This window comes from Methylophilales bacterium MBRSF5 (genome assembly GCA_001044335.1).
GTDB lineage: Bacteria > Pseudomonadota > Gammaproteobacteria > Burkholderiales > Methylophilaceae > BACL14.
Map to the genome: position 1 here is coordinate 122,150 of CP011001.1, position 26,561 is coordinate 148,710.

General features: G+C 37.3%; 40 protein-coding genes and 1 pseudogene. 36 read left to right on the plus strand and 5 right to left on the minus strand.

Going from position 1 to position 26,561, the window contains the following annotated elements:
• The first annotated feature begins 4 nt into the window (after positions 1 to 4).
• The 33 genes from UZ34_00705 (at position 5) to UZ34_00865 (ending at position 20,823) form a co-directional block, all read left to right on the plus strand.
• Positions 5 to 475 (plus strand): 30S ribosomal protein S7, encoded by a 471-nt coding sequence (locus tag UZ34_00705; GenBank protein AKO64003.1) that lies wholly within the window; start codon positions 5 to 7, stop codon positions 473 to 475.
• Positions 476 to 496: 21 nt separating this feature from the next.
• Positions 497 to 2,590 carry an elongation factor G gene (fusA, locus tag UZ34_00710; GenBank protein ID AKO64004.1) on the plus strand — a complete coding sequence of 698 codons (2,094 nt, stop codon included), beginning with the start codon at positions 497 to 499 and terminating at the stop codon, positions 2,588 to 2,590.
• An 18-nt stretch (positions 2,591 to 2,608) separates the two neighbouring features.
• Positions 2,609 to 3,799: an elongation factor Tu gene (tuf, locus tag UZ34_00715; GenBank protein AKO64005.1), complete on the plus strand. Its 1,191-nt coding sequence runs from the start codon at positions 2,609 to 2,611 to the stop codon at positions 3,797 to 3,799.
• 58 nt (positions 3,800 to 3,857) lie between these two features.
• Positions 3,858 to 4,169, plus strand: coding sequence for a 30S ribosomal protein S10 (rpsJ, locus tag UZ34_00720; protein AKO64006.1), 312 nt, complete (start codon positions 3,858 to 3,860; stop codon positions 4,167 to 4,169).
• A gap of 103 nt (positions 4,170 to 4,272) precedes the next feature.
• Positions 4,273 to 4,923 carry a 50S ribosomal protein L3 gene (locus UZ34_00725; protein ID AKO64007.1) on the plus strand — a complete coding sequence of 217 codons (651 nt, stop codon included), beginning with the start codon at positions 4,273 to 4,275 and terminating at the stop codon, positions 4,921 to 4,923.
• On the plus strand, positions 4,923 to 5,549 hold the full coding sequence (locus tag UZ34_00730; protein AKO64008.1) for a 50S ribosomal protein L4: 627 nt from the start codon (positions 4,923 to 4,925) through the stop codon (positions 5,547 to 5,549). The genes UZ34_00725 and UZ34_00730 overlap by 1 nt, the downstream gene beginning before the upstream one ends.
• Complete coding sequence (gene rplW, locus UZ34_00735) at positions 5,546 to 5,854, plus strand: 50S ribosomal protein L23 (protein ID AKO64009.1); 309 nt, start codon at positions 5,546 to 5,548, stop codon at positions 5,852 to 5,854. Before UZ34_00730 ends, rplW begins: the two co-directional genes overlap by 4 nt.
• A 5-nt stretch (positions 5,855 to 5,859) precedes the next feature.
• Complete coding sequence (locus UZ34_00740; GenBank protein ID AKO64010.1) at positions 5,860 to 6,693, plus strand: 50S ribosomal protein L2; 834 nt, start codon at positions 5,860 to 5,862, stop codon at positions 6,691 to 6,693.
• A gap of 6 nt (positions 6,694 to 6,699) precedes the next feature.
• Positions 6,700 to 6,972, plus strand: coding sequence for a 30S ribosomal protein S19 (locus UZ34_00745; GenBank protein AKO64011.1), 273 nt, complete (start codon positions 6,700 to 6,702; stop codon positions 6,970 to 6,972).
• A 2-nt stretch (positions 6,973 to 6,974) separates the two neighbouring features.
• A complete protein-coding gene (locus UZ34_00750; protein ID AKO64012.1) occupies positions 6,975 to 7,313 on the plus strand; it encodes a 50S ribosomal protein L22 in 339 nt (112 codons plus the stop codon).
• 9 nt (positions 7,314 to 7,322) lie between these two features.
• Positions 7,323 to 8,198, plus strand: coding sequence for a 30S ribosomal protein S3 (locus UZ34_00755; protein AKO64013.1), 876 nt, complete (start codon positions 7,323 to 7,325; stop codon positions 8,196 to 8,198).
• A 2-nt stretch (positions 8,199 to 8,200) separates the two neighbouring features.
• Positions 8,201 to 8,617 carry a 50S ribosomal protein L16 gene (locus UZ34_00760; GenBank protein AKO64014.1) on the plus strand — a complete coding sequence of 139 codons (417 nt, stop codon included), beginning with the start codon at positions 8,201 to 8,203 and terminating at the stop codon, positions 8,615 to 8,617.
• Positions 8,618 to 8,621: 4 nt separating this feature from the next.
• Positions 8,622 to 8,816, plus strand: a complete 195-nt coding sequence (locus UZ34_00765) for a 50S ribosomal protein L29 (protein ID AKO64015.1) — start codon at positions 8,622 to 8,624, stop codon at positions 8,814 to 8,816.
• On the plus strand, positions 8,816 to 9,085 hold the full coding sequence (locus tag UZ34_00770; GenBank protein ID AKO64016.1) for a 30S ribosomal protein S17: 270 nt from the start codon (positions 8,816 to 8,818) through the stop codon (positions 9,083 to 9,085). The genes UZ34_00765 and UZ34_00770 overlap by 1 nt, the downstream gene beginning before the upstream one ends.
• A gap of 135 nt (positions 9,086 to 9,220) precedes the next feature.
• On the plus strand, positions 9,221 to 9,589 hold the full coding sequence (locus UZ34_00775; GenBank protein ID AKO64017.1) for a 50S ribosomal protein L14: 369 nt from the start codon (positions 9,221 to 9,223) through the stop codon (positions 9,587 to 9,589).
• Between the two features lie 10 nt (positions 9,590 to 9,599).
• Positions 9,600 to 9,917 (plus strand): 50S ribosomal protein L24, encoded by a 318-nt coding sequence (gene rplX / locus UZ34_00780; protein AKO64018.1) that lies wholly within the window; start codon positions 9,600 to 9,602, stop codon positions 9,915 to 9,917.
• 9 nt (positions 9,918 to 9,926) lie between these two features.
• Entirely contained in the window at positions 9,927 to 10,466 is a 540-nt protein-coding gene (locus tag UZ34_00785; protein AKO64019.1) for a 50S ribosomal protein L5, read from the plus strand.
• A 7-nt stretch (positions 10,467 to 10,473) separates the two neighbouring features.
• On the plus strand, positions 10,474 to 10,779 hold the full coding sequence (gene rpsN, locus UZ34_00790) for a 30S ribosomal protein S14 (GenBank protein ID AKO64020.1): 306 nt from the start codon (positions 10,474 to 10,476) through the stop codon (positions 10,777 to 10,779).
• 11 nt (positions 10,780 to 10,790) lie between these two features.
• The gene (locus tag UZ34_00795) at positions 10,791 to 11,186 is read left to right on the plus strand and encodes a 30S ribosomal protein S8 (protein AKO64021.1); all 396 of its coding nucleotides are present in this window, start codon (positions 10,791 to 10,793) and stop codon (positions 11,184 to 11,186) included.
• Between the two features lie 10 nt (positions 11,187 to 11,196).
• Positions 11,197 to 11,730: a 50S ribosomal protein L6 gene (locus tag UZ34_00800; protein ID AKO64022.1), complete on the plus strand. Its 534-nt coding sequence runs from the start codon at positions 11,197 to 11,199 to the stop codon at positions 11,728 to 11,730.
• Positions 11,731 to 11,739: 9 nt separating this feature from the next.
• Complete coding sequence (locus UZ34_00805; protein ID AKO64023.1) at positions 11,740 to 12,096, plus strand: 50S ribosomal protein L18; 357 nt, start codon at positions 11,740 to 11,742, stop codon at positions 12,094 to 12,096.
• A 20-nt stretch (positions 12,097 to 12,116) separates the two neighbouring features.
• Positions 12,117 to 12,629, plus strand: a complete 513-nt coding sequence (locus UZ34_00810; GenBank protein ID AKO64024.1) for a 30S ribosomal protein S5 — start codon at positions 12,117 to 12,119, stop codon at positions 12,627 to 12,629.
• Between the two features lie 5 nt (positions 12,630 to 12,634).
• Positions 12,635 to 12,820, plus strand: coding sequence for a 50S ribosomal protein L30 (gene rpmD / locus UZ34_00815; GenBank protein AKO64025.1), 186 nt, complete (start codon positions 12,635 to 12,637; stop codon positions 12,818 to 12,820).
• A 1-nt stretch (position 12,821) separates the two neighbouring features.
• Positions 12,822 to 13,256, plus strand: coding sequence for a 50S ribosomal protein L15 (locus tag UZ34_00820; GenBank protein ID AKO64026.1), 435 nt, complete (start codon positions 12,822 to 12,824; stop codon positions 13,254 to 13,256).
• 4 nt (positions 13,257 to 13,260) lie between these two features.
• Complete coding sequence (gene secY / locus UZ34_00825) at positions 13,261 to 14,577, plus strand: preprotein translocase subunit SecY (GenBank protein ID AKO64027.1); 1,317 nt, start codon at positions 13,261 to 13,263, stop codon at positions 14,575 to 14,577.
• Positions 14,577 to 14,795, plus strand: a complete 219-nt coding sequence (infA, locus tag UZ34_00830) for a translation initiation factor IF-1 (protein AKO64028.1) — start codon at positions 14,577 to 14,579, stop codon at positions 14,793 to 14,795. The genes secY and infA overlap by 1 nt, the downstream gene beginning before the upstream one ends.
• Before the next feature lie 218 nt (positions 14,796 to 15,013).
• The gene (locus UZ34_00835) at positions 15,014 to 15,370 is read left to right on the plus strand and encodes a 30S ribosomal protein S13 (GenBank protein AKO64029.1); all 357 of its coding nucleotides are present in this window, start codon (positions 15,014 to 15,016) and stop codon (positions 15,368 to 15,370) included.
• A gap of 12 nt (positions 15,371 to 15,382) precedes the next feature.
• Complete coding sequence (locus UZ34_00840; GenBank protein ID AKO64030.1) at positions 15,383 to 15,772, plus strand: 30S ribosomal protein S11; 390 nt, start codon at positions 15,383 to 15,385, stop codon at positions 15,770 to 15,772.
• Between the two features lie 11 nt (positions 15,773 to 15,783).
• Complete coding sequence (locus UZ34_00845; GenBank protein ID AKO64031.1) at positions 15,784 to 16,413, plus strand: 30S ribosomal protein S4; 630 nt, start codon at positions 15,784 to 15,786, stop codon at positions 16,411 to 16,413.
• Between the two features lie 24 nt (positions 16,414 to 16,437).
• Positions 16,438 to 17,421, plus strand: coding sequence for a DNA-directed RNA polymerase subunit alpha (locus UZ34_00850; GenBank protein AKO64032.1), 984 nt, complete (start codon positions 16,438 to 16,440; stop codon positions 17,419 to 17,421).
• A 14-nt stretch (positions 17,422 to 17,435) separates the two neighbouring features.
• Positions 17,436 to 18,029 carry a 50S ribosomal protein L17 gene (locus UZ34_00855; protein ID AKO64033.1) on the plus strand — a complete coding sequence of 198 codons (594 nt, stop codon included), beginning with the start codon at positions 17,436 to 17,438 and terminating at the stop codon, positions 18,027 to 18,029.
• A gap of 102 nt (positions 18,030 to 18,131) precedes the next feature.
• Entirely contained in the window at positions 18,132 to 19,562 is a 1,431-nt protein-coding gene (locus UZ34_00860) for a magnesium transporter (GenBank protein AKO64034.1), read from the plus strand.
• A 4-nt stretch (positions 19,563 to 19,566) separates the two neighbouring features.
• On the plus strand, positions 19,567 to 20,823 hold the full coding sequence (locus UZ34_00865) for a mechanosensitive ion channel protein MscS (GenBank protein ID AKO64035.1): 1,257 nt from the start codon (positions 19,567 to 19,569) through the stop codon (positions 20,821 to 20,823).
• An 8-nt stretch (positions 20,824 to 20,831) separates the two neighbouring features.
• Here UZ34_00865 and rpmG read toward each other — a convergent pair whose 3' ends face one another.
• The 4 genes from rpmG to UZ34_00885 all read right to left on the minus strand — a co-directional run bounded on the left by rpmG (position 20,832) and on the right by UZ34_00885 (position 22,923).
• Positions 20,832 to 20,987, minus strand: a complete 156-nt coding sequence (gene rpmG, locus UZ34_00870) for a 50S ribosomal protein L33 (GenBank protein AKO64036.1) — start codon at positions 20,985 to 20,987, stop codon at positions 20,832 to 20,834.
• On the minus strand, positions 20,984 to 21,220 hold the full coding sequence (gene rpmB, locus UZ34_00875) for a 50S ribosomal protein L28 (GenBank protein ID AKO64037.1): 237 nt from the start codon (positions 21,218 to 21,220) through the stop codon (positions 20,984 to 20,986). Before rpmB ends, rpmG begins: the two co-directional genes overlap by 4 nt.
• A gap of 70 nt (positions 21,221 to 21,290) precedes the next feature.
• Positions 21,291 to 21,743 carry a deoxyuridine 5'-triphosphate nucleotidohydrolase gene (locus UZ34_00880; GenBank protein ID AKO64038.1) on the minus strand — a complete coding sequence of 151 codons (453 nt, stop codon included), beginning with the start codon at positions 21,741 to 21,743 and terminating at the stop codon, positions 21,291 to 21,293.
• Positions 21,733 to 22,923, minus strand: coding sequence for a hypothetical protein (locus tag UZ34_00885; GenBank protein ID AKO64039.1), 1,191 nt, complete (start codon positions 22,921 to 22,923; stop codon positions 21,733 to 21,735). Before UZ34_00885 ends, UZ34_00880 begins: the two co-directional genes overlap by 11 nt.
• An 18-nt stretch (positions 22,924 to 22,941) precedes the next feature.
• Between UZ34_00885 and UZ34_00890 the strand changes: the two are divergent.
• From UZ34_00890 to UZ34_00900, 3 genes and pseudogenes are all read left to right on the plus strand, one after another.
• A pseudogene (locus UZ34_00890) lies at positions 22,942 to 23,373 on the plus strand (hypothetical protein).
• A gap of 249 nt (positions 23,374 to 23,622) precedes the next feature.
• Positions 23,623 to 25,620 (plus strand): carbon starvation protein A, encoded by a 1,998-nt coding sequence (locus UZ34_00895; GenBank protein ID AKO64040.1) that lies wholly within the window; start codon positions 23,623 to 23,625, stop codon positions 25,618 to 25,620.
• The gene (locus UZ34_00900; GenBank protein ID AKO64041.1) at positions 25,604 to 25,783 is read left to right on the plus strand and encodes a hypothetical protein; all 180 of its coding nucleotides are present in this window, start codon (positions 25,604 to 25,606) and stop codon (positions 25,781 to 25,783) included. The genes UZ34_00895 and UZ34_00900 overlap by 17 nt, the downstream gene beginning before the upstream one ends.
• Here UZ34_00900 and UZ34_00905 read toward each other — a convergent pair.
• Positions 25,767 to 26,546, minus strand: coding sequence for a diacylglyceryl transferase (locus tag UZ34_00905; protein AKO64042.1), 780 nt, complete (start codon positions 26,544 to 26,546; stop codon positions 25,767 to 25,769). The two genes, UZ34_00900 and UZ34_00905, sit on opposite strands and share 17 nt — an antisense overlap.
• Between the last annotated feature and the right edge of the window lie 15 nt (positions 26,547 to 26,561).

Consider the following 26,561-nt stretch of genomic DNA (forward strand, 5'->3'; position numbering starts at 1 on the left):
AACTATGCCAAGAAGAAGAGAAGTTCCAAAAAGAGAGATCCTACCTGATCCTAAATTTAGAAGCCAAGAGGTTTCCAAATTCGTTAACGTGTTAATGACCAGCGGCAAAAAAGCAGTTGCAGAAAGAATCATCTACAGTGCATTTGATCAAGTGCAGGGTAAGAGTGGTAAAGATCCAATCGAAGTTTTCTCTGTTGCATTAGATAACCTAAAACCTCTAGTGGAAGTTAAAAGTCGTCGAGTTGGTGGCGCTAATTACCAAGTACCAGTTGAAGTTAGACCTTCTAGAAGGCAAGCATTAGCTATGCGTTGGTTACGTGATGCGGCAAGAGGTCGTGGCGAGAAATCAATGGATATTCGTTTAGCGAATGAAATCATGGATGCATCAGAAAACAAGGGTAATGCCATGAAGAAAAGAGAAGAAGTGCATCGTATGGCTGAAGCAAACAAAGCGTTTTCACATTTCCGTTTTTAATAATTTTTGAGGATAAATTAAGTGGCTCGTAAAACTCCCATTGACAGATATAGAAACATAGGTATTAGTGCTCACATTGATGCTGGTAAAACTACAACCACTGAGCGTATTCTCTACTACACCGGTATAAGCCATAAGATTGGTGAGGTGCATGACGGTGCAGCCACCATGGACTGGATGGAACAAGAACAAGAACGAGGTATTACAATCACATCAGCCGCGACTACTTGCTTCTGGTCTGGCATGGCTCAGCAATTTGATGAACACCGAATCAATATTATTGATACCCCTGGCCACGTAGATTTCACCATCGAAGTTGAGCGATCCATGCGTGTCCTTGATGGCGCATGTATGGTTTATTGTGCCGTAGGCGGAGTTCAGCCTCAATCAGAAACTGTGTGGAGACAGGCCAATAAATACAATGTCCCACGGATCGCATTCGTTAATAAAATGGATAGAATGGGCGCTGATTTCTTCAAAGTTCATGAGCAAATGAAAACAAGATTGAAAGCCAATCCCATCCCGTTGCAAGTTCCGATCGGTGCTGCCGAAACGTTTGAAGGAGTTGTTGACCTTATTAAAATGCAAGCAATCTATTGGGATGAGGCATCAATGGGTATGAAATTTGACTACCGTGATATCCCAGCAGACTTAGTTGATACCTGTAATAAATGGAGAGGTGAATTACTTGAAACGGCTGCTGAAGCTAATGAAGATTTAATGAATAAATACCTTGAAACGGGAGATTTATCTGAAACAGAAATTCTTGAAGGGTTAAGACTAAGAACCATTGGTAACGAAATTGTCCCAATGATGCTCGGCTCTGCTTTTAAAAATAAAGGCGTTCAGGCTATGCTTGATAAAGTAATTGAGCTAATGCCATCCCCTATTGATGTTCCAGCGATTAAAGGGACTGATGTTTCTGGTGAAAAAGAGATGTCACGTAAACCAACTGACGAAGAACCTTTCTCAGCACTTGCATTTAAAATTATGACTGATCCGTTTGTAGGCTCGCTTACATTCTTCAGGGTTTATTCTGGCGTTATTAATGCGGGTGACTCGGTACAGAATGCTGTTAAAGGAAAAAAAGAACGTGTAGGTCGCATACTTCAAATGCATGCGAACTCAAGAGAAGAGATTAAGGAAGTTCGTGCAGGTGATATCGCTGCGGCAGTTGGTCTCAAAGATGTAACTACTGGTGATACTCTATGTGCTGTAGGTAAAGACATTGTCCTTGAAAGAATGATCTTCCCAGACCCAGTGATCCACGTCGCAGTTGAGCCAAAAACAAAGGCTGACCAAGAAAAAATGGGAATTGCTTTAAATAGATTGGCACAAGAAGACCCATCATTTAGAGTTAAAACAGATGAAGAAACAAATCAGACCATTATTTCAGGTATGGGAGAGCTTCATTTAGAAATTTTGGTTGATCGTATGAAAAGAGAATTTAATGTTGAAGCCAACATCGGTTCTCCTCAAGTTGCATACCGTGAAGCGATCAAAAAATCTGTTGATGCCGAAGGTAAATTTGTTAAACAGTCTGGTGGTAAAGGTCAATACGGCCATGTTTGGTTAAAAGTTGAGCCAAATGAGCAAGGCAAGGGTTATGAGTTTGTTGATGCTATTAAAGGCGGTACCGTACCTCGTGAATTTATTCCGGCGGTAGACAAAGGTCTTCAAGAGACGATCGTTGCAGGTGTTCTTGCAGGCTATCCAATCGAAGACGTTAAAGTAACCTTATATGACGGTTCATACCACGATGTGGATTCAAACGAAAATGCATTTAAGATGGCCGCCTCCTTTGCATTTAAGGATGCATGTAAAAAAGCAGACCCTGTGATTCTCGAGCCAATGATGGCTGTTGAGGTGGAAACACCGGAAGAATACATGGGTGATGTCATGGGTGACTTATCGTCAAGACGTGGCATTGTTCAAGGGATGGACGACAACGCCACTGGAAAAGTAATCACTGTTGAAGTGCCATTATCAGAAATGTTTGGCTATTCAACAACATTAAGGTCATTGAGTCAGGGTAGAGCAACATACTCAATGGAATTTAAACATTATGCTGAAGCTCCAAGAAATGTGGCTGAGGCAATTATGAACAAAGAGTAATTTTTTAAGGAATATATTATGGCTAAAGGTAAATTTGAGCGTACCAAACCCCATGTTAACGTCGGCACAATTGGCCACGTGGATCATGGTAAAACAACATTAACAGCTGCGATCACAACCATTCTGACTAAGAAACACGGTGGTGAAGCTAAAGATTATTCAGCTATTGATTCAGCTCCTGAAGAAAGAGCTCGTGGTATTACGATTAATACTGCTCACGTTGAATACGAAACTGAAACTCGTCACTATGCTCACGTTGATTGCCCAGGCCACGCGGATTATGTGAAAAACATGATTACCGGCGCTGCTCAAATGGATGGTGCGATTCTCGTATGTTCTGCAGCTGACGGCCCAATGCCACAAACTCGTGAACACATCCTTTTATCACGCCAAGTGGGTGTGCCATACATCGTTGTATTCCTTAACAAAGCTGATATGGTGGATGACAAAGAATTACTCGAATTAGTAGAAATGGAAGTTCGTGACTTATTAAATAAATACGAATTCCCAGGTGATGACACTCCAATCATTATGGGCTCTGCTCTTAAAGCTCTTGAAGGTGACCAATCTGAGATTGGTGAGCCAGCAATTCTTAAACTTGCAGAAGCACTTGACTCTTACATCCCAACTCCAGAACGTGCAGTGGACGGTACCTTCTTGATGCCAGTAGAGGACGTGTTCTCTATCTCTGGTCGAGGTACTGTGGTAACCGGCCGTGTGGAACGTGGCATTATTAAGGTCAACGAAGAGATTGAAATTGTTGGTATCAAGGCAACTGAAAAAACAACATGTACTGGTGTAGAAATGTTCCGTAAATTACTTGACGAAGGTCAAGCAGGTGACAACGTGGGTGTGCTTTTAAGAGGTACAAAACGTGAAGATGTTGAACGTGGCCAAGTGCTTGCGAAACCAGGTTCAATTACACCACACACAAAATTTACTGCTGAAATTTACTGCTTAAGTAAAGATGAAGGTGGTCGACACACTCCATTCTTTAATGGATATCGTCCTCAGTTCTACTTTAGAACAACAGACGTAACAGGCGCTGTGGAGTTACCAGAAGGTACAGAAATGGTAATGCCAGGCGACAACGTATCGATTACAGCAACATTGATTGCACCGATCGCGATGGAAGAAGGTTTACGCTTCGCTGTTCGTGAAGGTGGCCGTACCGTTGGTGCCGGTGTTGTTGCAAAGATTGTTGAGTAATAAATAAAAATAAAAAAGCGCCTCACTTTTTGTGGGGCGTTCGTTCTTTGAAAGGTAAATGGAAATGAATCAAAAAATTAGAATTAGATTAAAGGCTTTTGATTATAAGTTAATTGATCAATCAGCTCAGGAAATTGTTGATACAGCAAAACGGACTGGCGCTATTGTTAAAGGACCAATTCCTTTACCTACCAAAAAAGAGAGATATGATTTACTTCGTTCTCCACACGTAAATAAAAAATCAAGAGATCAGTTTGAAATCCGTACTCATTTAAGATTAATGGACATATTAGACCCAACTGATAAAACTGTAGATGCTCTAATGAAATTAGAACTCGCTGCAGGTGTGGATGTCGAAATCAAGTTGTAATATTTTAAGAGTTCTGTATAATTCACGCTCTCAATTGTAATAAAGCAGAAACTAATCAATTGTAATTAGTTTTTTTAATAATAATAAGATAAAGGAAAAGATCATGAGCTTAGGGCTTGTTGGTCGCAAAGTGGGAATGACTCGCTTATTTACTGAGGACGGAAACAGTGTTCCTGTCACGGTACTTGAGGTTGTTCCTAACAAAGTGACACAGATCAAAAAAATTGATGATAATGGCTATAACGGACTTCAAGTGTCCTATGGCGACTCAAAATCTTCAAAATTAAATAAGTCTATCAAAGGACACCTAGCTAAAGCTGGTGTTGATTCGATTGATGGTTTCAAAGAATTCAGAGTTACTGGTGATGAATTAAATAATTTCCAACTTGGTGGCGAATTAAAAGTCTCAATTTTTGAGGCTGGCCAAAAAGTGGACATTACTGGTACTACAATTGGTAAGGGTTTCCAAGGCGGAATTAAACGCCATCATTTTGGCTCACAACGAGCTACTCATGGTAATTCCATCTCACACAATGCTCCAGGTTCAACAGGTATGTGTCAGGATCCAGGCCGTGTCTTTAAAGGTAAGAAGATGGCTGGGCATATGGGTGCAGTTACTAGAACTACGCAAAATCTTGAAGTGATTAGAGTTGATGAGAATAGAAATCTAATTATGATCAAGGGCGCGGTTCCTGGTTCAGCTGGTTCTAATGTAACAATCAAGCCTGCAGTAAAAGCAAAGGAGACTAAATAATGGATATAAAATTAGTCGATAATAAAGGTAAGGCATCTACAAAAAAAGTGAAAGCTTCTGATGCTATATTTGCTGCTGATTTTAAAGAATCATTAGTTCATCAATTATTAGTGTCTTATATGGCTAACGCCCGTGTTGCTACACGCGCTCAAAAAACAAGAGCCGAGGTAAAACACAGCACAAGAAAACCTTTTAGACAAAAGGGGACAGGTAATGCCCGTGCAGGTATGACATCAAGCCCTATCTGGAGGTCTGGTGGCCGTGCATTCCCAAATCGCCCCGACGAAAATTATTCTAAGAAGGTAAATAAAAAAGCTTATCGTGCAGGAATGAAATCCATCTTTTCAGAGCTGGTTCGCCAAGACCGCCTTACAGTGGTTGAGGAATTCAAAGTGGATAAACCAAAAACAAAGTCTTTCAATGAACTAATTAAAAACTTTAATATTGAAAACAACGTTTTGGTAATCACGAATGAGTTTGATGAAAACTTATATTTATCATCAAGAAACATTCCGACAGCTCTTGTTGTTGAAGCAAGATATATTGATCCAGTAAGCCTTGTTCATTTTTCTAAAGTTATCGTAACTGAGCAAGCGCTTAAGACTATCGAGGAGATGTTTGCATGAGTGAAATAACTATCAAAAACAGCCAAACACTTAATGCAATTGTTGCTCCACAAATCACTGAAAAAGCAACTTATGTGGCTGATAAATTCAACCAAGTAGCATTTAAAGTGAGAAAATCAGCAACCAAAGATCAAGTAAAAGAGGCTGTTGAATTAATGTTTAAAGTAGAAGTTACTGCAGTTAATCTTCTTAACATGAAGGGTAAAACTAAAAGACGTGGTAACAATTTTGGTAAACGCGCTGACTGGAAAAAAGCTTATGTATCTCTTAAGCCTGGTCAAGAAATTAATTTTGTTGGAGATTAACGAATATGTCTATTTTAAAAGTTAAACCTACAACGCCAGGACAAAGAGGATTACAAAAAGTAGTTACTGAGGGTTTACATAAGGGTAAACCACATGCTCCTTTACTTGAAAAGAAAATTCAAAAGTCTGGAAGAAATAACAATGGTCGAATAACGGTTCGTCATCGCGGAGGCGGTCATAAACACCACATCCGTATTGTCGATTTTAAGCGAAACAAGCACGATATTCCAGCCAAAGTTGAACGTATCGAATATGATCCAAACAGAAGTTCACGCTTAGCTCTCTTATGCTATGCCGATGGAGAAAGACGATACATTGTTGCTCCACGTGGCCTAGAAGTTGGAACAGAGATCTTAACTGGACAAGTCGCTCCAATCAAAACTGGTAATGCGATGCCGATTAAGAATATTCCTGTCGGTACTACCATTCACTGTGTTGAGCTTAAACCAGGCAAGGGTGCACAGATCGCGAGATCAGCTGGTACCTCTGTTCAGCTATTAGCTAGAGAAGGTGAATACGCTCAGCTTCGTTTAAGATCAGGTGAGGTAAGAAAAGTCCATATCAACTGCATTGCAACAATTGGTGAAGTAGGAAACGACGAGCACTCATTAAGAAAACTTGGCAAAGCTGGTGCTGTTCGATGGAGAGGTGTGAGACCGACTGTTCGAGGTGTTGTGATGAACCCAGTCGATCACCCACATGGCGGCGGTGAAGGCCGTACTTCTGGTGGACGTCATCCAGTAAGCCCATGGGGTGTTCCAACTAAGGGATACAGAACTAGAAATAACAAACGTACTGATAACATGAGAGTTAGCCGCAGACCGGCTAATAAGAGGTAATTAATTATGTCAAGATCAATTAAAAAAGGACCTTTTGTTGATTCGCATCTATCTAAAAAAGTAGATGTTGCTCAAGAAACAAGAGATAGAAAACCAATTAAGACTTGGTCAAGAAGATCAATGATTTTACCTAGCTTTATCGGTTTAACCATTGCAGTTCACAACGGTAGACAACATGTTCCAGTTTTAATTACTGAAAACATGGTTGGACACAAATTAGGTGAATTTGCTGCAACAAGAACTTTTAAAGGTCACTCCGGCGACAGGAAGGCGAAATAATTATGGCTACTAATGAAGTTTCTGCAATCTTAAGAGGTGTGAGAATTTCTCCTCAAAAAGCCCGTCTTGTTGCTGATCAGGTTCGAGGAAAAAAAGTTGATAATGCTTTAAATATTCTGACTTTTAGCCCAAAAAAAGGCGCTGAAATTATCAAGAAAGTTGTCGAATCTGCTATTGCAAACGCTGAAAATAATAATGGCGCTGATATTGACGAATTAAAAGTTAAAACCATCACCGTTGATAAAGGTATGGTCTTCAAACGGATTCGAGCTCGTGCAAAAGGCCGTGCTGGAAGAATTATTAAACCAACATGTCACATCAAAGTGACAGTAGGAAGTTAAGAGAGAATTATGGGTCAAAAAATTAATCCAATTGGTTTTCGTTTAGGTGTTCAAAAGAACTGGTCGTCTAAATGGTTTACTAGTACTAAGAATTTCCCTGTTTTTTTAAATAATGATATTAAAGTAAGAGAATTCTTAAATAAAAAGCTAGCTAATGCCGCAGTGAGTAAGATCATCATCGAGCGTCCAGCAAAAAATGCGAAAGTAACAATAATGACAGCCAGACCAGGTATTGTTATTGGTAAAAAAGGTGAGGATATTGAGAATCTTCGTTCTGACCTTCAAGGATTAATGGGTATTCCTGTTCAGCTTAATATTGAAGAAGTAAGAAAACCTGAAATTGATGCTACTTTGATTGCTCAGAGTATTGCTCAACAGCTTGAAAAGCGTGTTCAGTTTAGAAGAGCTATGAAAAGAGCGATGCAGAATGCAATGAGATTAGGCGCTCAGGGCATTAAAATTATGAGTTCTGGAAGACTTAATGGTATCGAAATTGCCCGATCAGAATGGTACCGTGAAGGAAGAGTTCCGCTACATACACTTCGAGCAGATATTGACTATGGTGTAGCAAGAGCTCATACACAATACGGAATTATTGGAATTAAAGTTTGGATTTATAAAGGTGAAGTATTTCAAGATGATAAAGTTGCATCACCAATTACAAAAGATGTTGTTGGCGATACATCATTAGATGACAATAAACCGGCAAAAAAAGCAGCAAAACCAGCTGCAAAAAAAACAACAGTAAAAGCTGCTACGAAGAAAACAACAGTAAAAGCTGCTACGAAGAAAACTGAAGCGAAAGAGGAACCTGTAGTTACGGATAAAGCTGACACCACAGAGTCTTCAAATGAAGAGTCAGGCAAAGATAATAACGAGGCTTAATTATGTTACAACCAGCAAAACAAAAATTTAGAAAACAACATAAAGGCAGAAATACCGGTATCGCAACTACTGGTAACAAAGTCAGCTTTGGTGAGTTCGGCCTTAAGGCAATTACTCGCGGAAGAATTACAGCCCGACAGATTGAGGCTGCTCGAAGAGTGATGACTAGACATATCAAGAGGGGCGGACGTGTCTGGATACGTATGTTCCCAGATAAGCCGATTTCAAAAAAACCTGCTGAGGTTCGTATGGGTAAAGGTAAAGGTAGTGTTGAGTATTATGTTGCCGAAATCAAACCAGGAAAAATGTTGTATGAAATGGATGGCGTACCTGAGGAATTAGCGAGAGAGGCTTTTAGGCTTGCAGCCGCTAAACTTCCAGTGCAAACAACATTTATAACAAGACACATTGGAGGTTAGTTGGATGAAAGCTGTTGAATTAAGAAAAAAATCTGTTGAAGATCTTGGTAAAGAGTTAATTGAATTGAGAAAGGCTCAATTTAACGCAAAAATGCAATTAACAATGCAGCAGTCAAATAAAACTGACCAGATATCTAAAATTAAAAAAGACATTGCACGTGTAAAACATGTGATGGCTGAAAAAGTGGAGGCTAAATAATGGTTGAAGCTCAAAAAAATATTAGAACTATGCAAGGCAAGGTTCTAAGTAACAAAATGGACAAGACAGTCACAGTGCTGGTTGAAAGAAGAGTAAAGCATCCAGTCGTTGGTAAAGTGATAAAACTGTCCAATAAATTTCATGCTCATGACGAAAAAAATGAAATTGGTGAAGGCGATTTAGTTGAAATTGCTGAGTCTAAACCAATGTCAAAAACGAAAACATGGGTGGTTACTAAAGTTTTATCAAAAGCTCCGCAAGTTAATTAACACTTGTCTTTTACAGGCAAATATTATAAAATTTGCGTCTTTTTAAAAGTGGTGCATGCTTAGCACCCCAATACTGACCGTAAAAGCAGTTAGTTAAACTGGGTTGAAATAGCGGATTAAGTTGGAGAATATTTCATGATACAAATGCAATCAAAATTAGAGGTTGCCGATAATACTGGTGCACGTTCCGTTCAGTGCATTAAGGTTCTTGGTGGTTCAAAACGCCGCTACGCTAGCGTTGGAGACATTATTAAAGTTAGTGTTAAAGAAGCTATGCCACGAGGAAGAGTTAAAAAAGGTGAAGTCTATGACGCCGTCGTTGTTCGCACAGCAAAGGGTGTTAGAAGACCTGATGGCTCACTAATAAAATTCGATGGCAATGCAGCTGTTTTATTAAACAACAAATTAGAACCTATTGGCACTCGTATTTTCGGACCTGTTACAAGGGAACTTAGAACAGAAAAGTTTATGAAAATCGTTTCATTAGCGCCGGAAGTTATATAAGGAGTAAACAGTGAATAAGATTCGTAAAGGCGATAAAGTCTTCATCAATACAGGCAAAGATAAAGGGAAAGATGGTATTGTTTCTTCAATTCTTGCGAATGGTAAGGTTTTGGTAGAAGGCATCAATATGGTGAAAAAACACGTTTCTCCAAATCCAAATTTAGGTATTCAAGGTGGTATTGTTAGTCAAGAACGTCCACTCGACATCTCGAACGTTGCAATTTTTAATAGCAAGACTAATAAGGCCGATAAGGTTGTTTTTAAAACTCTGAAGGATGGTAAGAAAATCAGGGTATTTAAATCAAACGATGAAGCGATTGACTTATAAGGATAAGATATGGCTCGTTTAAAAAAATATTATGAAGAAACAGTTGTAAAGCAATTAATGGAGCAATTTAATTACAAATCAGTAATGGAAGTTCCAAGAATTGAAAAAATTACACTTAATATGGGTGTAGGTGAGGCTGTAGCTGACAAAAAAGTAATGGAAAATGCGGTAAGTGATTTAGAGAAAATCGCTGGTCAAAAGCCATTAGTTACTAAAGCAAAAAAATCAATTGCTGGATTTAAGATTCGAGATGACTATCCTGTTGGTTGTAAGGTAACACTCCGTAAAAATAACATGTATACATTTTTAGATCGCCTCATTTCAATAGCTATTCCACGAATTAGAGACTTCAGAGGAATATCTGCCAAGTCTTTTGATGGCAGAGGCAATTACAACATGGGTATTAAAGAGCAAATCATTTTTCCTGAAATTGAATACGATAAGATCGATGCTTTAAGAGGAATGAATATCACTATAACAACTTCAGCTAAAACTGACGATGAAGCCAAAGGTTTATTATCAGCATTTAGTTTTCCATTTAGAGGGTAACACGAATATGGCTAAAAAATGTATGACAGAACGTGAAATCAAGCGCCGCAAGATGGTTGATAAATTTAAGACTAAGCGCGCTGAATTAAATGAAATTATTAAGAGCTCTAAATCTACAAGTGAGCAAAAAAATGAGGCAAGAGCTAAATTAGCAGCACTGCCAAAAAATTCTAGCCCAGTGAGATTAAGAAATAGATGTGCTTTAACTGGAAGACCACGTGGCACATTTAGAAAGTTTGGAATTGCTCGTGGAAAACTAAGAGATTTAATGATGGCAGGCGAAGTACCTGGCGTTATTAAAGCGAGTTGGTAGGAGAAAACAGTATGAGTATGCATGACCCTATAGCAGATATGTTGACAAGAATTAGAAACGGACAGATGACTAACAAAGTCCACGTTTCCATGCCAGCATCAAAATTAAAAAAATCGATTGCCGAAGTGCTTAAAGACGAAGGCTATATTGAAGACTACAGCACTAGTGAAAATAATGGCAAACCAACATTGACTGTTGAGTTGAAATATTATGCTGGACGACCAGTAATCGAAAAAATCGAGAGAATCAGTAAACCTGGTTTGAGAATTTATAAAGGGGCCGAAAACCTTCCGAAAGTTATGAACGGTTTGGGTGTTGCTATTGTAACTACCTCTAAAGGCGTAATGACTGATATTAAAGCAAGATCTGCCGGTATTGGTGGCGAGATCCTTTGCTACGTTTCATAAGGAAAACAATATGTCTAGAGTAGCGAATATGCCAGTTAACATTCCTGAAAAGGTTGAAGTTGTCATCTCTCAAGATAACGTTCAAGTTAAAGGACCTTTAGGAGAGTTAAATCAGTCACTAACAGGTGATGTAAAAATCAACAAAGAAGATAATGTTCTTACTTTTCAAGTTAATAATGAATCAAAGTTTGCAAAATCAATGTCTGGCACTTTGAGAGCATTGGTAAATAATATGGTCACTGGTGTATCGGCTGGCTTTGAAAAGAAACTTACATTAATCGGTGTTGGATACAAAGCCCAAGTTCAAGGCAATAAAGTCAATTTGGATTTAGGATTTTCACATCCAATCACTCATGATCTTCCTGAAGGCATTACTGCGCAGGCGGCATCACCAACAGAACTTGTTATCAAGGGTTCTAACAAGCAAGTTGTTGGTCAAGTTGCGGCTGAGATTAGAGGCTACAGACCACCAGAGCCTTATAAAGGCAAAGGTGTCCGTTACGCTGATGAGCGCATTGTCATGAAAGAAGCTAAGAAACAATAAGGATTAATTATGGTTAATAAAGAACAATCAAGAATCAGAAGATCAAGGAAGACAAGAGCTAAGATTGCTGAGCTAGGTCGCACAAGGTTGACCGTTTATCGATCAAATTTAAATATTTATGCTCAAGTTATAGATGGCGCAACAAACAAAGTTCTTGCTAGCGCATCTACTGTTGAAGCTGACATGAGAAAAAAACTAAAAAAGAGAAGCGATATTGCTGCTGCAGCTGAGATTGGAAAAAGAATTGCTGAGAAAGCTAAAAAAGCAGGCGTTGAAGATGTTGCTTTCGATCGCTCCGGGTACAGATATCACGGAAGAATAAAGGCTCTTGCTGATGCAGCTAGAGAAAACGGACTTAAATTCTAAAAAATATTAGGAAATAAACTATGGCTCAAGATCAAGGATTACAACAACAAACAGACGGTCTTAAAGAAAAGATGATCACAGTTAATCGTGTCACCAAAGTTGTTAAGGGTGGTCGTATTATGAGTTTTGCCGCATTAACAGTTGTTGGTGACGGTGATGGATCAATCGGAATGGGTAAGGGTAAAGCGCGAGAGGTACCCCTAGCAGTCCAAAAAGCAATGGAAGAAGCGAAAAGAGGTATGTTAAAAGTTAGCCTTACCAAAACAGGCACACTCCAGCATGCTGTCATCGGTAAACATGGTGCTGCTAAAGTTTTGATCCAACCAGCTACTGAAGGTACAGGAATAATTGCGGGCGGTGCTATGCGAGCAATTTTTGAAGTGATGGGAATGCATAACGTTACTGCAAAAAGCTTTGGGTCATCAAACCCATATAATATTGTTCGAGCAACACTTAACGGTTTAGCAAATATGAATACGCCAGCTGAGATTGCAGCTAAGCGTGGAAAAACAGTAGAAGAAATTAGAGGTTGATAAAAATGGCTAAAGATAAAACAATCAAAGTAACGCAAGTTAAAAGCACTATTGGTGCAGGCAAAAAACATATTGCCACCATCAAAGGTTTAGGCTTGAGAAAAATCAATCATACTGTTGAATTAGTTGATAGCCCTGAAGTAAGAGGCATGATTAATTCAGTCAATTATTTATTAAGAGTAGAGAATTAATATGAAACTTAATACACTTAAACCATCAGAAGGATCAAATCCATCAGCTAAAAGAGTTGGAAGAGGTATTGGCTCTGGGTTTGGTAAAACAGCAGGTCGTGGCCATAAAGGTCAAAAGTCTAGAGCTGGAGGTTCCGTAGCTGTAGGTTTTGAAGGTGGTCAAATGCCAATTCAAAGAAGACTTCCTAAAAGAGGTTTCAAGTCTTTACAAAAAGATTATAAGGATCAAATCCGAACATCAGAGTTAAATAAATTACCTGCTGGAAAAATTGATTTATTAACTCTTAAAAAAGAAAACCTCGTATCTGAGTTAGCTTTGTCAGTAAAAATATTTTTATCCGGTGAAGTTAAAAATAAATATACCATTTCTGGTTTGGGTGTTACTAAGGGAGCTAAAGAAGCAATCGAGGCTGTTGGCGGGAAAATAGAATCATAAGATAATGGCACAAAATCCTTTAAATTTTAGTGGTATGACAGAGTTGAAAAGTAGAATTTTATTTCTATTAGGTGCTCTTGTTGTGTTTCGTCTTGGAGCACACATCCCTGTACCAGGTATTGATCCACTAGAATTGAAGAAATTGTTTGACAGTCAAAGTGGCGGCATTTTAGGCATGTTTAATATGTTTTCTGGTGGAGCACTCAGTAGATTTACTGTATTTGCACTTGGAATCATGCCATATATTTCAGCTTCAATCATCATGAACCTTCTGCAAGCAATGTCTCCTACATTAAAAGAATTAAAAAAAGAAGGAAAATCTGGTCAAGAGAAAATTGCTAAATACACAATACAAGGGACGTTAGTTCTTGCTGCATTTCAATCACTTGGTATTTCTGTAGCTCTTGAAGCGCAGCCAGGTTTGGTTCTTGATCCAGGTTTTATGTTTCGTATCACTGCAATATTGACTTTAGTTACTGGAACAATGTTTTTAGTATGGCTTGGAACTCAGATTACATCACGTGGAATCGGTAATGGCATTTCTATGATTATCTTTGCTGGTATTGTTGCAGGACTTCCAAGTGCTCTTGGAAACACCTTAGAGCTTGCTAGAACTGGCGCATACTCCATTCCATTAGTCTTTTTCTTAATTGCTGCAGTAGTGCTTGTAACTGCAATAGTGGTTTTTATTGAAAGAGCCCAGCGAAGAATCACTATTAACTATGCAAAAAGACAAGTTGGTAACAAATTATATGGTGGCCAGTCTTCACATTTGCCTCTTAAGATAAATCAAGCCGGAGTTATTCCCGCAATCTTTGCATCAAGTGTAATTCTTTTCCCCGCTACTATTGCTGGGTGGTTTGGATCAAGTGAAAGCCTCTTTTGGTTGAAAGACATTTCGGCATTATTATCACCAGGTCAACCAATTTATATTTTTCTTTTTGCAGTTGCTATTGTCTTTTTCTGCTACTTTTACACTGCTCTACAATTTAACCCCAAGGAAACTGCTGAGAATCTTAAAAGAGCTGGTGCCTTTGTTCCTGGTATTAGACCAGGTGAGCAAACAGCAAAATTTATAGATACCATCATGGGTAGATTGACTTTAGTCGGTGCAATTTATATTACTTTAGTTTGTTTGTTTCCAGAGTTTTTAATTTTAAAATTTAACACACCCTTCTATTTTGGGGGAACATCTTTATTGATTATTGTAGTTGTTGCTATGGACTTTATGACACAAGTGCAATCACAAATGATGTCCTATCAGTATGATAGTTTGCTTAAAAAAGCAAACTTCCGTGGTCAACAAGGAATGATTAGGTAATGGCTAAAGAAGATATCATAGAAATGCAGGGCGAAATTTTAGAAAACCTTCCAAATGCAACTTTTAAAGTTAAGTTAGAAAATGGACATGAGGTTTTGGGTTTTATATCCGGTAAGATGCGTATGAATTACATTCGTATTCTTCCTGGAGATAAAGTTACAGTTGAGATGACGCCTTATGATTTAACCAAAGGCAGAATTACTTTTAGAGAAAAGTAAAAAAATAGAGTAGATAAGGAAAGATTATGAGAGTGAGAGCATCAGTAAAAGCATTGTGTAGACACTGCAAAGTTATTCGAAGAAGAAGAGTTGTTCGAGTAATTTGTAAGGATCCTCGTCATAAACAAAGACAAGGTTAAGTAATTGTATATTCACACAAAAATTGATATAATTTACGGCTTTATTTTTAGTAAATTGCCTAATATTTTGGAGAAATTATGGCTCGTATAGCAGGTGTAAACGTACCAGACAATAAGCATGCTGATATAGCATTAACAGCTATTTATGGTATTGGAAGAACAACAGCGCAAAACATTTGTAAATCTGTTGGCGTTGATGCGGCAACAAAGATCAAAGATCTAGATGATGCTGCTGTTGAAAAATTAAGAAATGAGATTGCAAAATACCAGATCGAAGGTGATTTAAGAAGAGAAGTTACCATGAATATCAAGCGTCTTATGGATCTTAATTGCTATCGAGGCCAAAGGCATAGAAGAGGGTTGCCTGTAAGAGGCCAAAGAACAAAAACAAATGCACGAACCAGAAAAGGTCCTATTCGTGCTATTAAAAAATAGAGGCTAATCGTTATGGCAAAATCTAATACCAGAGTTAAAAAGAAAATTAAAAAGAATGTTGCTGAAGGTATAGCAAACGTTCATGCATCATTTAACAATACAATCATTACTATAACTGATAGACAAGGTAATGCTTTATCTTGGGCTACATCAGGTGGAGCAGGCTTTAAGGGTTCCAGAAAAAGTACACCATTTGCTGCACAGGTAGCGGCCGAGGCAGCTGGTAAAGCTGCTCAAGAGTATGGAGTGAAAAATGTTGAAGTTCGAATCAAAGGCCCAGGCCCAGGAAGAGAATCTTCAGTTCGTGCACTTAATTCAATAGGTTTGAAAATTACAGCTATTCAAGACGTTACACCGGTTCCTCATAACGGCTGTAGACCACCTAAGAAAAGAAGAATTTAAGGAGATTAAAGTTGGCAAGAAACCTAGATCCAAAATGTAAACAATGCCGTAGAGAAGGTGAAAAACTTTTTCTAAAAGGTGAAAAATGCTTCACAGACAAATGCGGAATTGAAAAAAGAAGTTATCCTCCTGGTCAACACGGTCAAAGACGTGGTGGAAGATTGTCTGATTATGGCGTGCAATTACGCGAAAAACAAAAGTTAAGAAAAATATACGGTATTTTAGAAAAACAATTCCGTTCATATTATGCAGAAGCAGATCGTCTGAAAGGCGTTACAGGTGAAAATCTTTTACAACTTTTAGAATCGAGACTAGATAATGTTGTTTACAGAATGGGTATTGGAGTTTCAAGATCTGAATCAAGACAGCTTGTGAGACATAATTCAATTACTGTTAATGGTAATAGAGTAAATATTCCATCATATCAAGTAAAACCCGGCGACCAAGTTGCAGTTTCTGAAGCTTCTAAAAACCAGTTAAGAATTAAGGCTGCAACAGAAGCAGCTGATGAAAGAGGTTTTCCGGAGTGGGTTGAGGTTGATGTTAAAAAGCTTTCTGGAACATTCAAAAACAAACCACAAAGAGATGATTTACCACCAACAATTAACGAATCATTAATTGTTGAATTGTATTCAAAATAAGCTAAATATTTTATAAGGATTTTTATGCAAAATAGTCCAACAGAGTACTTAAAACCTCGAATTGTTGAAGTTGATTTAATTAATCCAAATAGAGCAAAAGTTGTTCTTGAGCCAATGGAGCGCGGTTTTGGTTTTACATTAGGAAATGCTTTAAGAAGAGTTTTGCTTTCTTCTATCCCTGGATTCGCTATTACAGAAGTAAAAATTGATGGTGTAGTTCATGAATATTCAACAATTGATGGTGTTCAAGAAGATGTGGTTGACATCTTATTAAACTTAAAAAAAGTTGCTCTTAAAATTCATGATGGCGCAGAAGCTACTATCCACTTAAAAAAAGATTCAGAAGGTGAAGTTACTGCAGCTGATTTTGAGCTTCCCCATAACGTTGAAATTGTTAATAAAGATTTAGTAATTGCTAATGTTAATAAAGGCGGCAATCTGAATATTGAAGCTAAAGTTGAAATGGGACGTGGCTATCAACCAGTTCCGCAGCGTGTTAATAAAGATCAGGACAATGTAGTTGGCCATTTAATGATTGATGCTTCTTTCAGCCCAATCTTTAAAGTCAGTTATGTAGTTGAAAGTGCTCGCGTTGAACAAAGAACAGATCTTGATAAGTTAATTATGGATGTCGAAACAAATGGAGTAGTTGATGCAGAACAAGCCATTAGAGATGCAGCAAGAATTTTAATGGGACAATTATCTGTATTTGCAAATTTAGAGAGTGAATTAACTGAGGTTGAAGTACAGCAAGCTCCTCAAATTGATCCAGTTCTTTTAAGACCTGTAGATGATCTTGAATTGACTGTTCGTTCAGCAAACTGCCTAAAAGCAGAAAATATTTATTACATTGGAGATTTAATTCAAAGACACGAAAATGATCTTTTAAAAGCACCAAATCTTGGGAGAAAATCACTCAATGAGATTAAAGACATACTAGCCACGAAAGGCTTATCGCTTGGTATGAAAGTTGATAATTGGCCACCACAAGGTGTTGAAACTAACTAAATTTTGGAAATATTATGAGACACGGAAACAGTCATAGAAAATTAAATCGAACAAGCAGTCATCGTAAAGCAATGTTTAAAAATATGGCTGCATCTTTGCTTGCTAATGAAGTTATTAGAACAACACTGCCAAAAGCAAAAGAACTTCGTAAGTATGCTGAGCCATTAATTACATTAGCAAAAGAGAGTTCTGTTCATAATCAGAGAAAAGCCTTTGCTCAATTAAGAAATGATGAAGTAGTCGCGAAATTATTTACTGAGATAGGACCAAGATATAAAACACGTAATGGTGGTTATCTAAGAATATTAAAATGTGGTTTCAGAAAAGGTGACAATGCTCCAATGGCATTTGTTGAACTTGTTGATAGACCGCTAGTAGCAGAAAAAGTCGAAGATGCTCCAGCAGCTGAGAAAAAATCAGCTAAACCAGCAGCTGAGAAAAAAGCAGCTAAACCAGCAGCTGAGAAAAAAGCAGCTAAACCAGCAGCTGAGAAAAAATCAGCTAAACCAGCAGCTGAGAAAAAAGCAGCTAAACCAGCAGCTGAGAAAAAAGCAGCTAAACCAGCAGCTGAGAAAAAATCAGCTAAACCAGCAGCTGAGAAAAAATAAGTCTATTTGTTTTTTTGAACAGAAGCCGGTTATACCGGCTTTTTTTTTGTAATTAATGTTTTGATTATTTGGATAAATAAATCATAATTAAAATAAAACTCTATGGATCCAAAAAATAAAGAAAATTTAAGCAAGTTACTGCAGGATGTCAATGACCTTCTTGGCAAAAACAAAATCGTAGAAGATTTAGTTGATAAGCAAGAAATGCCAAAACAGAAGTTAATTAAGAATTTGGTTCAAAAGCAGAATCTATCAGCATTAGGAAAGCTTCTCAATTCCCTTCACTCAGCAGATGTCGCCTTTATTCTAGAATCGTTGCCTTTAGATGATAGGTTGATTTTATGGGATTTAGTTAGAGCGGACAGAGATGGTGAAATTCTTCTAGAAGTTTCTGATAGTGTTCGTCAAACACTGATTGCGGACATGGATAGTACAGAGCTGTTAGCTGCCGCTGAACAGCTTGATACGGATGAAATTGCGGATATTGCAGCCGATCTGCCAGAGGACGTTCTTCAAGATCTTTTGCAAAGCTTAGATAGCAACAATAGAGAAAGACTAGAATCAGCTTTATCTTACCCCGAGGATCAAGTAGGCGCTCTAATGGATTTTGATATTGTTACGATTAGGGACGATATATCATTAGAAGTTGCCCTGAGATACCTAAGAAAGATAAAAAAACTTCCCGAACTCACCGATAAATTATTTGTTGTAAATCGATCACAAAAAATTTTAGGAGTTCTATCCTTAAAAAAAATAGTGGTGAATGAGCCAGAATTGATGGTGAGTGATGTTATGGCGCAGGATGCCGTTTTATTTAAAGACAGTGATGATGCTGCGGAGGCAGCAAAAGCATTTGAAAGGTATGACCTGGTAACAGCCCCTGTTGTTAATGATCAAAACAAATTGGTTGGAAGAATAACAGTGGATGCTGTGATGGATTATATTCGTGAAGAAACTGATAGCAGTGCGCTGTCCATGGTTGGTTTACGAGAAGGTGAGGATATCTTTTCTTCTATTTGGAAATCAGTCAGGAACAGATGGGCATGGTTGGCAATCAATCTCATCACTGCCTTAATCGCATCTCGAGTTATTGGTATTTTTGAAGGATCAATTGAAAAAGTGGTTGCCCTGGCTGCGCTAATGCCTATTGTTGCTGGGGTTGGTGGGAACTCAGGTAATCAAACAACAACAATGATTGTTAGAGCAATTGCTCTTGGCCAAGTGTCTGTAAGTCACTTGAGGCAGTTGTTATTTAAAGAAATTGGTGTAGCAATACTCAATGGGATTTTGTGGGGAGGAGTCCTTGGATTTATTGCATACTATCTTTACGGTAACTCAAGCTTAGCCCTAGTCATGACAACTGCAATGACTTTAAATTTAATTCTTGCAGCTTTAATGGGAGTTATGATACCTTTCACATTAAGTAAGTCAGGAAGAGACCCCGCAGTTGGATCGAGTGTTTTAATCACAGCTATGACTGACAGTGGTGGATTTTTTATCTTCTTGGGATTGGCAACATTAATATTAATTTAACTTTATGAATTTTCAATTATCTAGTTTTGATGATTATTTAAATTTTTATTCATTAATTGAATTATTAATTCTTTTAGCATCAATTTTAATTTCTTATTACTTTGTCGCTGACAACTTAAAAAAGTTTGTATCTAATAAAGCGAAATCAAAGATTCTAAAAGATGGCCTGACCAGAATATTGTTCCCTTTATGTGCTGTTGTAATTATTGGAATTGCGCAAACGATAACATCACTATTCTTTTATCAGGGCTTATTGTTGCTGGGCCAAAAAATACTGATTGCACTTTTGATAATTAGAGCTTCTGTTTATTTAGTACGATATCTGACAAATCAAAATTCCATTATTCGTTCGTTCGAAAGTATTATTTCAATAACAATTTGGATTCTTTTTCTTTTACAGATATCAGGAATACTGCCACAAATTATTGATGCTTTGGAAGATATTACATTTAAAATAGGCGCGCAAAAGCTATCCCTTTTATTGATGATTCAGGCTATTTTTGCAATCTTTTTGGCTATTTTAATAGCAATGACGATTTGTAGATTTTTTGAAAATAAACTATTAAAAAAATCACAACTTGATCCCAATGCAAGAGTAATGATTGGCAAAGTTTTTAGAATCTTCCTGTACTTTATCGCGGTTGTTGTGTCCCTATCATCCTTTGGAATAAACCTTACCTTTTTGAGTGTTTTGGGAGGGGCATTTGGTGTTGGTTTGGCGTTTGGATTACAAAATATTGCTAGTAATTATATTACTGGTTTTATTATATTAATGGACAAGTCTATCCATATAGGAGACGTGCTTACAATTGATGGGCATTATGGAATAGTAACCCTTATTAGATCTCGCTATACAGTTTTGAAAAAACTTGATGGTGTTGAAGTAATCATCCCAAATGAAAAATTAATGTCACAAAATATAATAAATCACTCACTCTCTGATAGAAAAGCAAGAATTGTTGCGGATGTTCAAATTGGTTACAATTCATCAGTTGATCAAGCGTTTGAGATTATGTTAGATGCTGCTAAAAAAGAGAAAAGAGTTTTAAAAGATCCATCCCCAAAGGTATATCTAATGGGTTTTGGTGAAAGCGGTATTGATTTAAAAATGACTTTCTATATTGAGGATCCTGAGGAAGGCTCATGGGAGCTCAGATCAAATGTTTATAGAAAAATATGGAGAAAGTTTAAGGAGGAAGGTATCGAAATACCTTACCCTTATAGAAATATTGAGATTATCAACAACAAAGAAGAAAAATAAGTTAATTATTACTTGATCTTATTTTCTTTGTAGATGACGTGTTTTCTTGCCTTAGGATCAAACTTTTTGATTTCCATTTTGTCAGGCATGGTTTTTTTGTTTTTGGTTGTAGTATAGAAATGACCAGTACCAGCTGTAGATTCTAATTTGATTTTCTCTCTCATACCTTTTTACCTTCAGCTTTCATTTTAGCTATCACCGCATCAATACCTAGCTTATCAATAGTTCTTAATGCTGCATTAGTTATTTTTAGTGAAATCCAACGATTTTCACTTTCAACCCAAAACTTTTTATTTTGTAGGTTTGGCATAAAACGACGCTTAGTTCTGTTATTTGCATGCGAAACGTTGTTTCCACTTACTGGTTTCTTGCCTGTAACTTGACATTCTTTAGCCATAATAAAACTCTTAACTTAATTTTGAAAGACGGTTATTAAACCACAAAATGGGCCTAAAACCAAGTGTTTTTTAGTTCTTTCCAGTGCTTCCAAAGCCTCCCGAACCTCTGTCGGTTGCCTCAAAATCTTTCACTATATTTAAATTAGCCTGCATGACGGGAACAATGATCATTTGAGCGATGCGATCAAGAGGTTTAATGGAGAAATTTTCACTAGATCTGTTCCAACACGACACCATTAATTCACCCTGATAGTCGGAATCAATCAAACCTACTAAATTTCCGAGAACTATACCATGTTTGTGGCCTAAACCCGATCTTGGCAAAATACATGCAGCATAATCAGGATTTTTTAAGAACATTGCAAACCCGGTTGGAATTAAAGCTGTCTCTCCGGGTTTGATTGTCATTTCCTCGTTGATGCAGGCCCTCAAATCCAATCCAGCAGAGCCTATTGATCCATAATCTGGTAGATGTTCTTTGATCATTTGATTGATAATTTTTATATCTACATTAATTTTCATTGGTCTTAAACCTATCGTAAATTTCAGTAAGAATACTATTCGCTAAAAATTTTTTTTCCATTTTGGGTAGAATTTTTTCTTGTTTCTTATCTAGAATAATAACTTCGGCTGTGTCTTCACCCATAGTTTTTTGAAGCTCATTGGCTATGATCATATCTAGGTTTTTTTCTACTAATTTTTGTTTAGCATAGTTAATTAAATTATTACTTTCGGCCGCAAATCCAACACAAAAAAGATTTGGAAATAATTTTTTTGTCGACTTTAAGATATCACTTGTTTTAATTAATTTTAAGTTAAGGACATTTTGATCTTTTTTGATTTTGCCTTGAAAAACGTGATCTGCTTTATAATCTGAAACAGCGGCAACACTAATAAAAATGTCATGGTTTAATGCCTCATTAAGCACACTTTGTTTCATTTCCTCATGATTATTTGCTTCAATTATCTTAATTCCTTTATGAGGCAACACTTCCGTTTTGCCTTTAATCAGAGTTACTTCTGCGCCTAGGTCAAAAGCTTCATTGGCTATTGAAATACCCATTTTCCCAGAGCTATGATTGGTAATAATTCGTGCATCATCGATATTTTCAGAAGTTGCGCCCGCTGATATTAAAATTTTTAGATCTTTTAATTTTGAGTTTGATAAATAACGGTTTAGATCTGTCAATATATCTTGTGGTTCAGTTAGTCTCCCAAGGCCAGTTTCCCTGCATGCTTGATCACCTGTTTCAGGACCGATAAAAGTAACTCCATCATTTTTCAATTGCTCTATATTTCTTAGGTTCGGAGGGTTCATAAACATGTAGGTATTCATTGCAGGACAAATAACAAGGTTACAATTTCTTGCAGCACAAATATTTGTTAGAAGATCATCACAGATTCCCTGATTTATTTTTGCAATAAAATTAGCTGTTGCTGGAGCAATAAGAATAAGATCAGCATTTCTTGACACATGAATATGCTCCATTGTTTCATTCGAATTAGTGGTCCAAAAATCCTCATTGGTGAGAACCTTGTTGTTTGTTATTGCTTGAAAAGTAAGGGGTGTAATAAACTTTTTAGCTGCATCTGTCATTACCACTTGAACATTGATATTACTTTTAACTAATAGACGTACCAGCTCAGCAGATTTATATGCGGCAATACCTCCACAAACACCAAGTATAATAGTTTTTTGCATCTCAATATTATAACAAATATGCCTACAATTATTGGTCTTGATGGATGTTCGGCGGGCTGGGTGTCAGCATCAAAAAATTTAAAAACTAGCAAGTTGGAATTAAGATTAATTGACCGTCTTGAGCAAATTAATCAAATTTATTATGAGCCTAAAATAATTGCAATTGATATGCCTGTGATTCTAGAGAATGGACCCCGTTCTGTTGATCAAAAAGCAAGAAAATTATTGGGAAGGAGAGCATCAACTATCTTTAGTGCTCCAGCAAAGGATGCTTTAATCAAAAATGATTATATTTTAGCTTCAGCAGAAAACTTCAGACTTACTGGAAAAAAACTAAGCGTCCAAAGCTTTAATTTGTTCCCTAAAATACGTGAGGTCCAAAATTTTTTAAAGACCCATCCTAAAATCAATATTTTTGAATCACACCCCGAGTTAGCTTTTATGAATTTAAATAACAATCAAGTTTTGTCCCAAAAGAAGAAAGATAAAGAAGGTTTTGAAATAAGAGTGAAATTGATAAATAAAATATTTAAAAATTTTAGATTTGATAGATACAGAGCACTATATCCCAAAAAATTTGTTAATGATGATGATATTTTAGATGCATTTGTGACTTTGCATGTAGGTTTAAAGCTATATAATAAATCTTCAGAAATGATAGTGGATGATGATTTAAAAAATATGTCTATAAGTTTTTAAATGAAAAAAATAATTTGGTTTCTAATAAGTATTGCCGGAGCTATTGCCTTCTCTTTTATTGCTTTGGCTCGTGATGAATCGATCAATGCAATCTGGTTTATTGTTGCCGCTGTTTGTATTTATCTCATCGCGTATCGATTTTATGCTGCATGGATCGCCGCGAAAGCTCTTGTGCTAGATTCTAGTAAAGTTACACCCTCAGTTAGAAATAATGATGGTAAGGATTTCATCCCCACCGACAAATGGATTGTCTTTGGCCACCATTTTGCTGCAATTGCAGGTCCAGGACCCTTAGTCGGACCAACTCTGGCTGCACAATTCGGTTATCTGCCTGGAACAATTTGGATTTTGGTTGGTGGTGTCCTCGGCGGAGCTGTTCAGGACATGTCCGTATTATTCTTCTCAATTAGAAAGAATGGAAAAAGTCTAGGGCAAATGGCGCGGGATGAGTTAAGCAAACTAGCTGGAATAGCATCTCAGTTGGGTACCTTTGTGATTATGATAATTCTTATTGCTGTGCTTGGTTTGGTTGTGGTCAACGCAATGAAGCATAGTCCATGGGCGACATCTACAGTAGCTGCCACCATCCCGATTGCCATTCTTATCGGACTTTATTTAAAAAATATTCGACCAGGCCGAGTCCTAGAAGCAACGGGCATAGGAATTTTTCTTCTCTTATGCGCAGTTTATTACGGAGGGGAGATTGATCAATCTGAATCACTCAGAAGCCTTTTTGATCATGATGGTTTAACGCTTGCCTACGCAGTCATTATCTACGGTTTTTGTGCAGCCGTCCTTCCTGTCTGGCTTCTTCTTGCACCCAGAGATTACCTGTCGACATTTGTAAAATTAGGCACAGTTATTTTTCTTGCCATATCTATTGTTATCATAAGACCTGAAATAAATATGCCAGCCGTTACACAGTTTGTTGATGGTTCGGGACCAATTTTTGGTGGTTCGCTCTTTCCATTTGTTTTTATTACGATTGCCTGTGGTGCGATTTCAGGTTTTCATGCTCTAATTTCATCAGGCACAACACCAAAACTTATCACAAATGAAAAATATATTCCCATGATTGGTTATGGTGGCATGTTGCTTGAGAGTTTTGTGGCTATTATGGCTATTGTCGCAGCCTGTGTTTTAGAGCCTGGTGTTTATTTTGCAATTAACAGCCCTCCAGGAATTGTTGGTGTAACAGTCGTAGAAACGATTGAAACGATTAACAGCTGGGGCTTTAGTGTGACGCTGGAGCAAATGCAACAATTAGCTGACGATGTTGGGGAAAGTACCTTATTTGCTCGAACGGGTGGAGCACCATCTCTGGCTGTCGGTATGGCGACTATTTTTGCTGAGGCCTTTGGTAAACATTTATTAGCCATGTGGTATCACTTTGCCATCATGTTTGAAGCCGTTTTTATTCTAACCACTTTAGATGCTGGAACACGTGTTGGGCGCTTTATGTTACAAGACATCTTAGGAAACTACTACAAACCCCTTGGCAACCATTCATCAGTTACTTCGAATATCTTAACAAGTTCATTTGTTGTTTTATGCTGGGGCTATTTTTTGTATATTGGTGTGATTGATCCTAATGGTGGGGTGAATATTTTATGGCCTTTATTTGGGATCGCAAATCAAATGCTGGCTGCGATAGCATTATGTGTGGTCACTGCCATGATCCTTAAATATAGAAATAAAATTTTTGCCTTAATTACTGGGATTCCGCTCATATGGTTGTTAGTGATCACAACGACGGCAGCCTTTGAGAAGATTTTTAGTAGCGATGTAAGAGTTGGGTTTTTATCTGCAGCAAAAAATATAGATAATCAAATCATGAGTAATTCTACAAATATTGATATTAATGTATTGCAACAACTGTCTTTTAATCTTCATCTTAATGTGGTGATTGTTTCCATATTAGTGGTCATTTTGTGGATTGTGGTGTTTGATGTTTTCAAACTTATTTTTTGGAAAAAACATAGTGAAAAAACTATTTAAGAATATTTTTTACTTCGTGAAAGAATTGGCTGGGGAGAATCATTACCAAAGATACCTCAAAGATGCTCAGAGCAGGCACGCATCCCATAAACTAATGACCCAAAAAGAATTTTATATCCATCAAATTGAAAAAAAATGGAATAAGATTAATCGTTGTTGCTAGGTTTAATGAGATAAATACCGACAAGCACCATTGGAATACAGAGTATTTGCCCAAAACTGAAGAAATTCATAAGTAAACCAATATGAGAATCAGGCTCTCTAAAGAATTCAGCAGCAATCCTAAAGAAACCATATAAAATCAAAAATAATCCAGAAATATAGCCAATCTTTCTTTGTTTTCTAGACAGTGTCCAAAGTATAAAGAAGAGTAATATACCTTCAAGGAAAAACTGATACAACTGAGAGGGGTGTCTAGGAATGCTATCTACGTTGGGAAAGATCATTGCCCATGCGATATCTGTTGGGCGACCCCACAGTTCTTGATTAATGAAGTTTCCTAATCTTCCTAAACCCAAACCCAGTGGAACAAGGGGAGCTACAAAATCAGTCAACTCTAACCATTTTTTTTCATATCGAATTGCAATGAAGATTAATGCACCAATAACGCCCAATAAACCTCCGTGAAAGGACATACCACCCTGCCACACTGCAAAAATCTCAAATGGGTTTGAAAAAAAATACCCTGGTTGATAAAATAAAACGTATCCCAGACGTCCACCTAGAACGACGCCCAGCGCGCCATAGAAGAATAAATCGTCAAGGATTTTCTCATTTAAATTGCTTGGGTTTGGATGATTTATGATTTTATATTTTCCAAGCTGGATGAATAAAATAAAGGCAAAGAAATACATTAAACCGTACCAGTGGACTTTGATTATTCCTAGATCCACAGCTATAGGATTTATTTCTGGGTAGTTAACCATCGTCATATTATAATG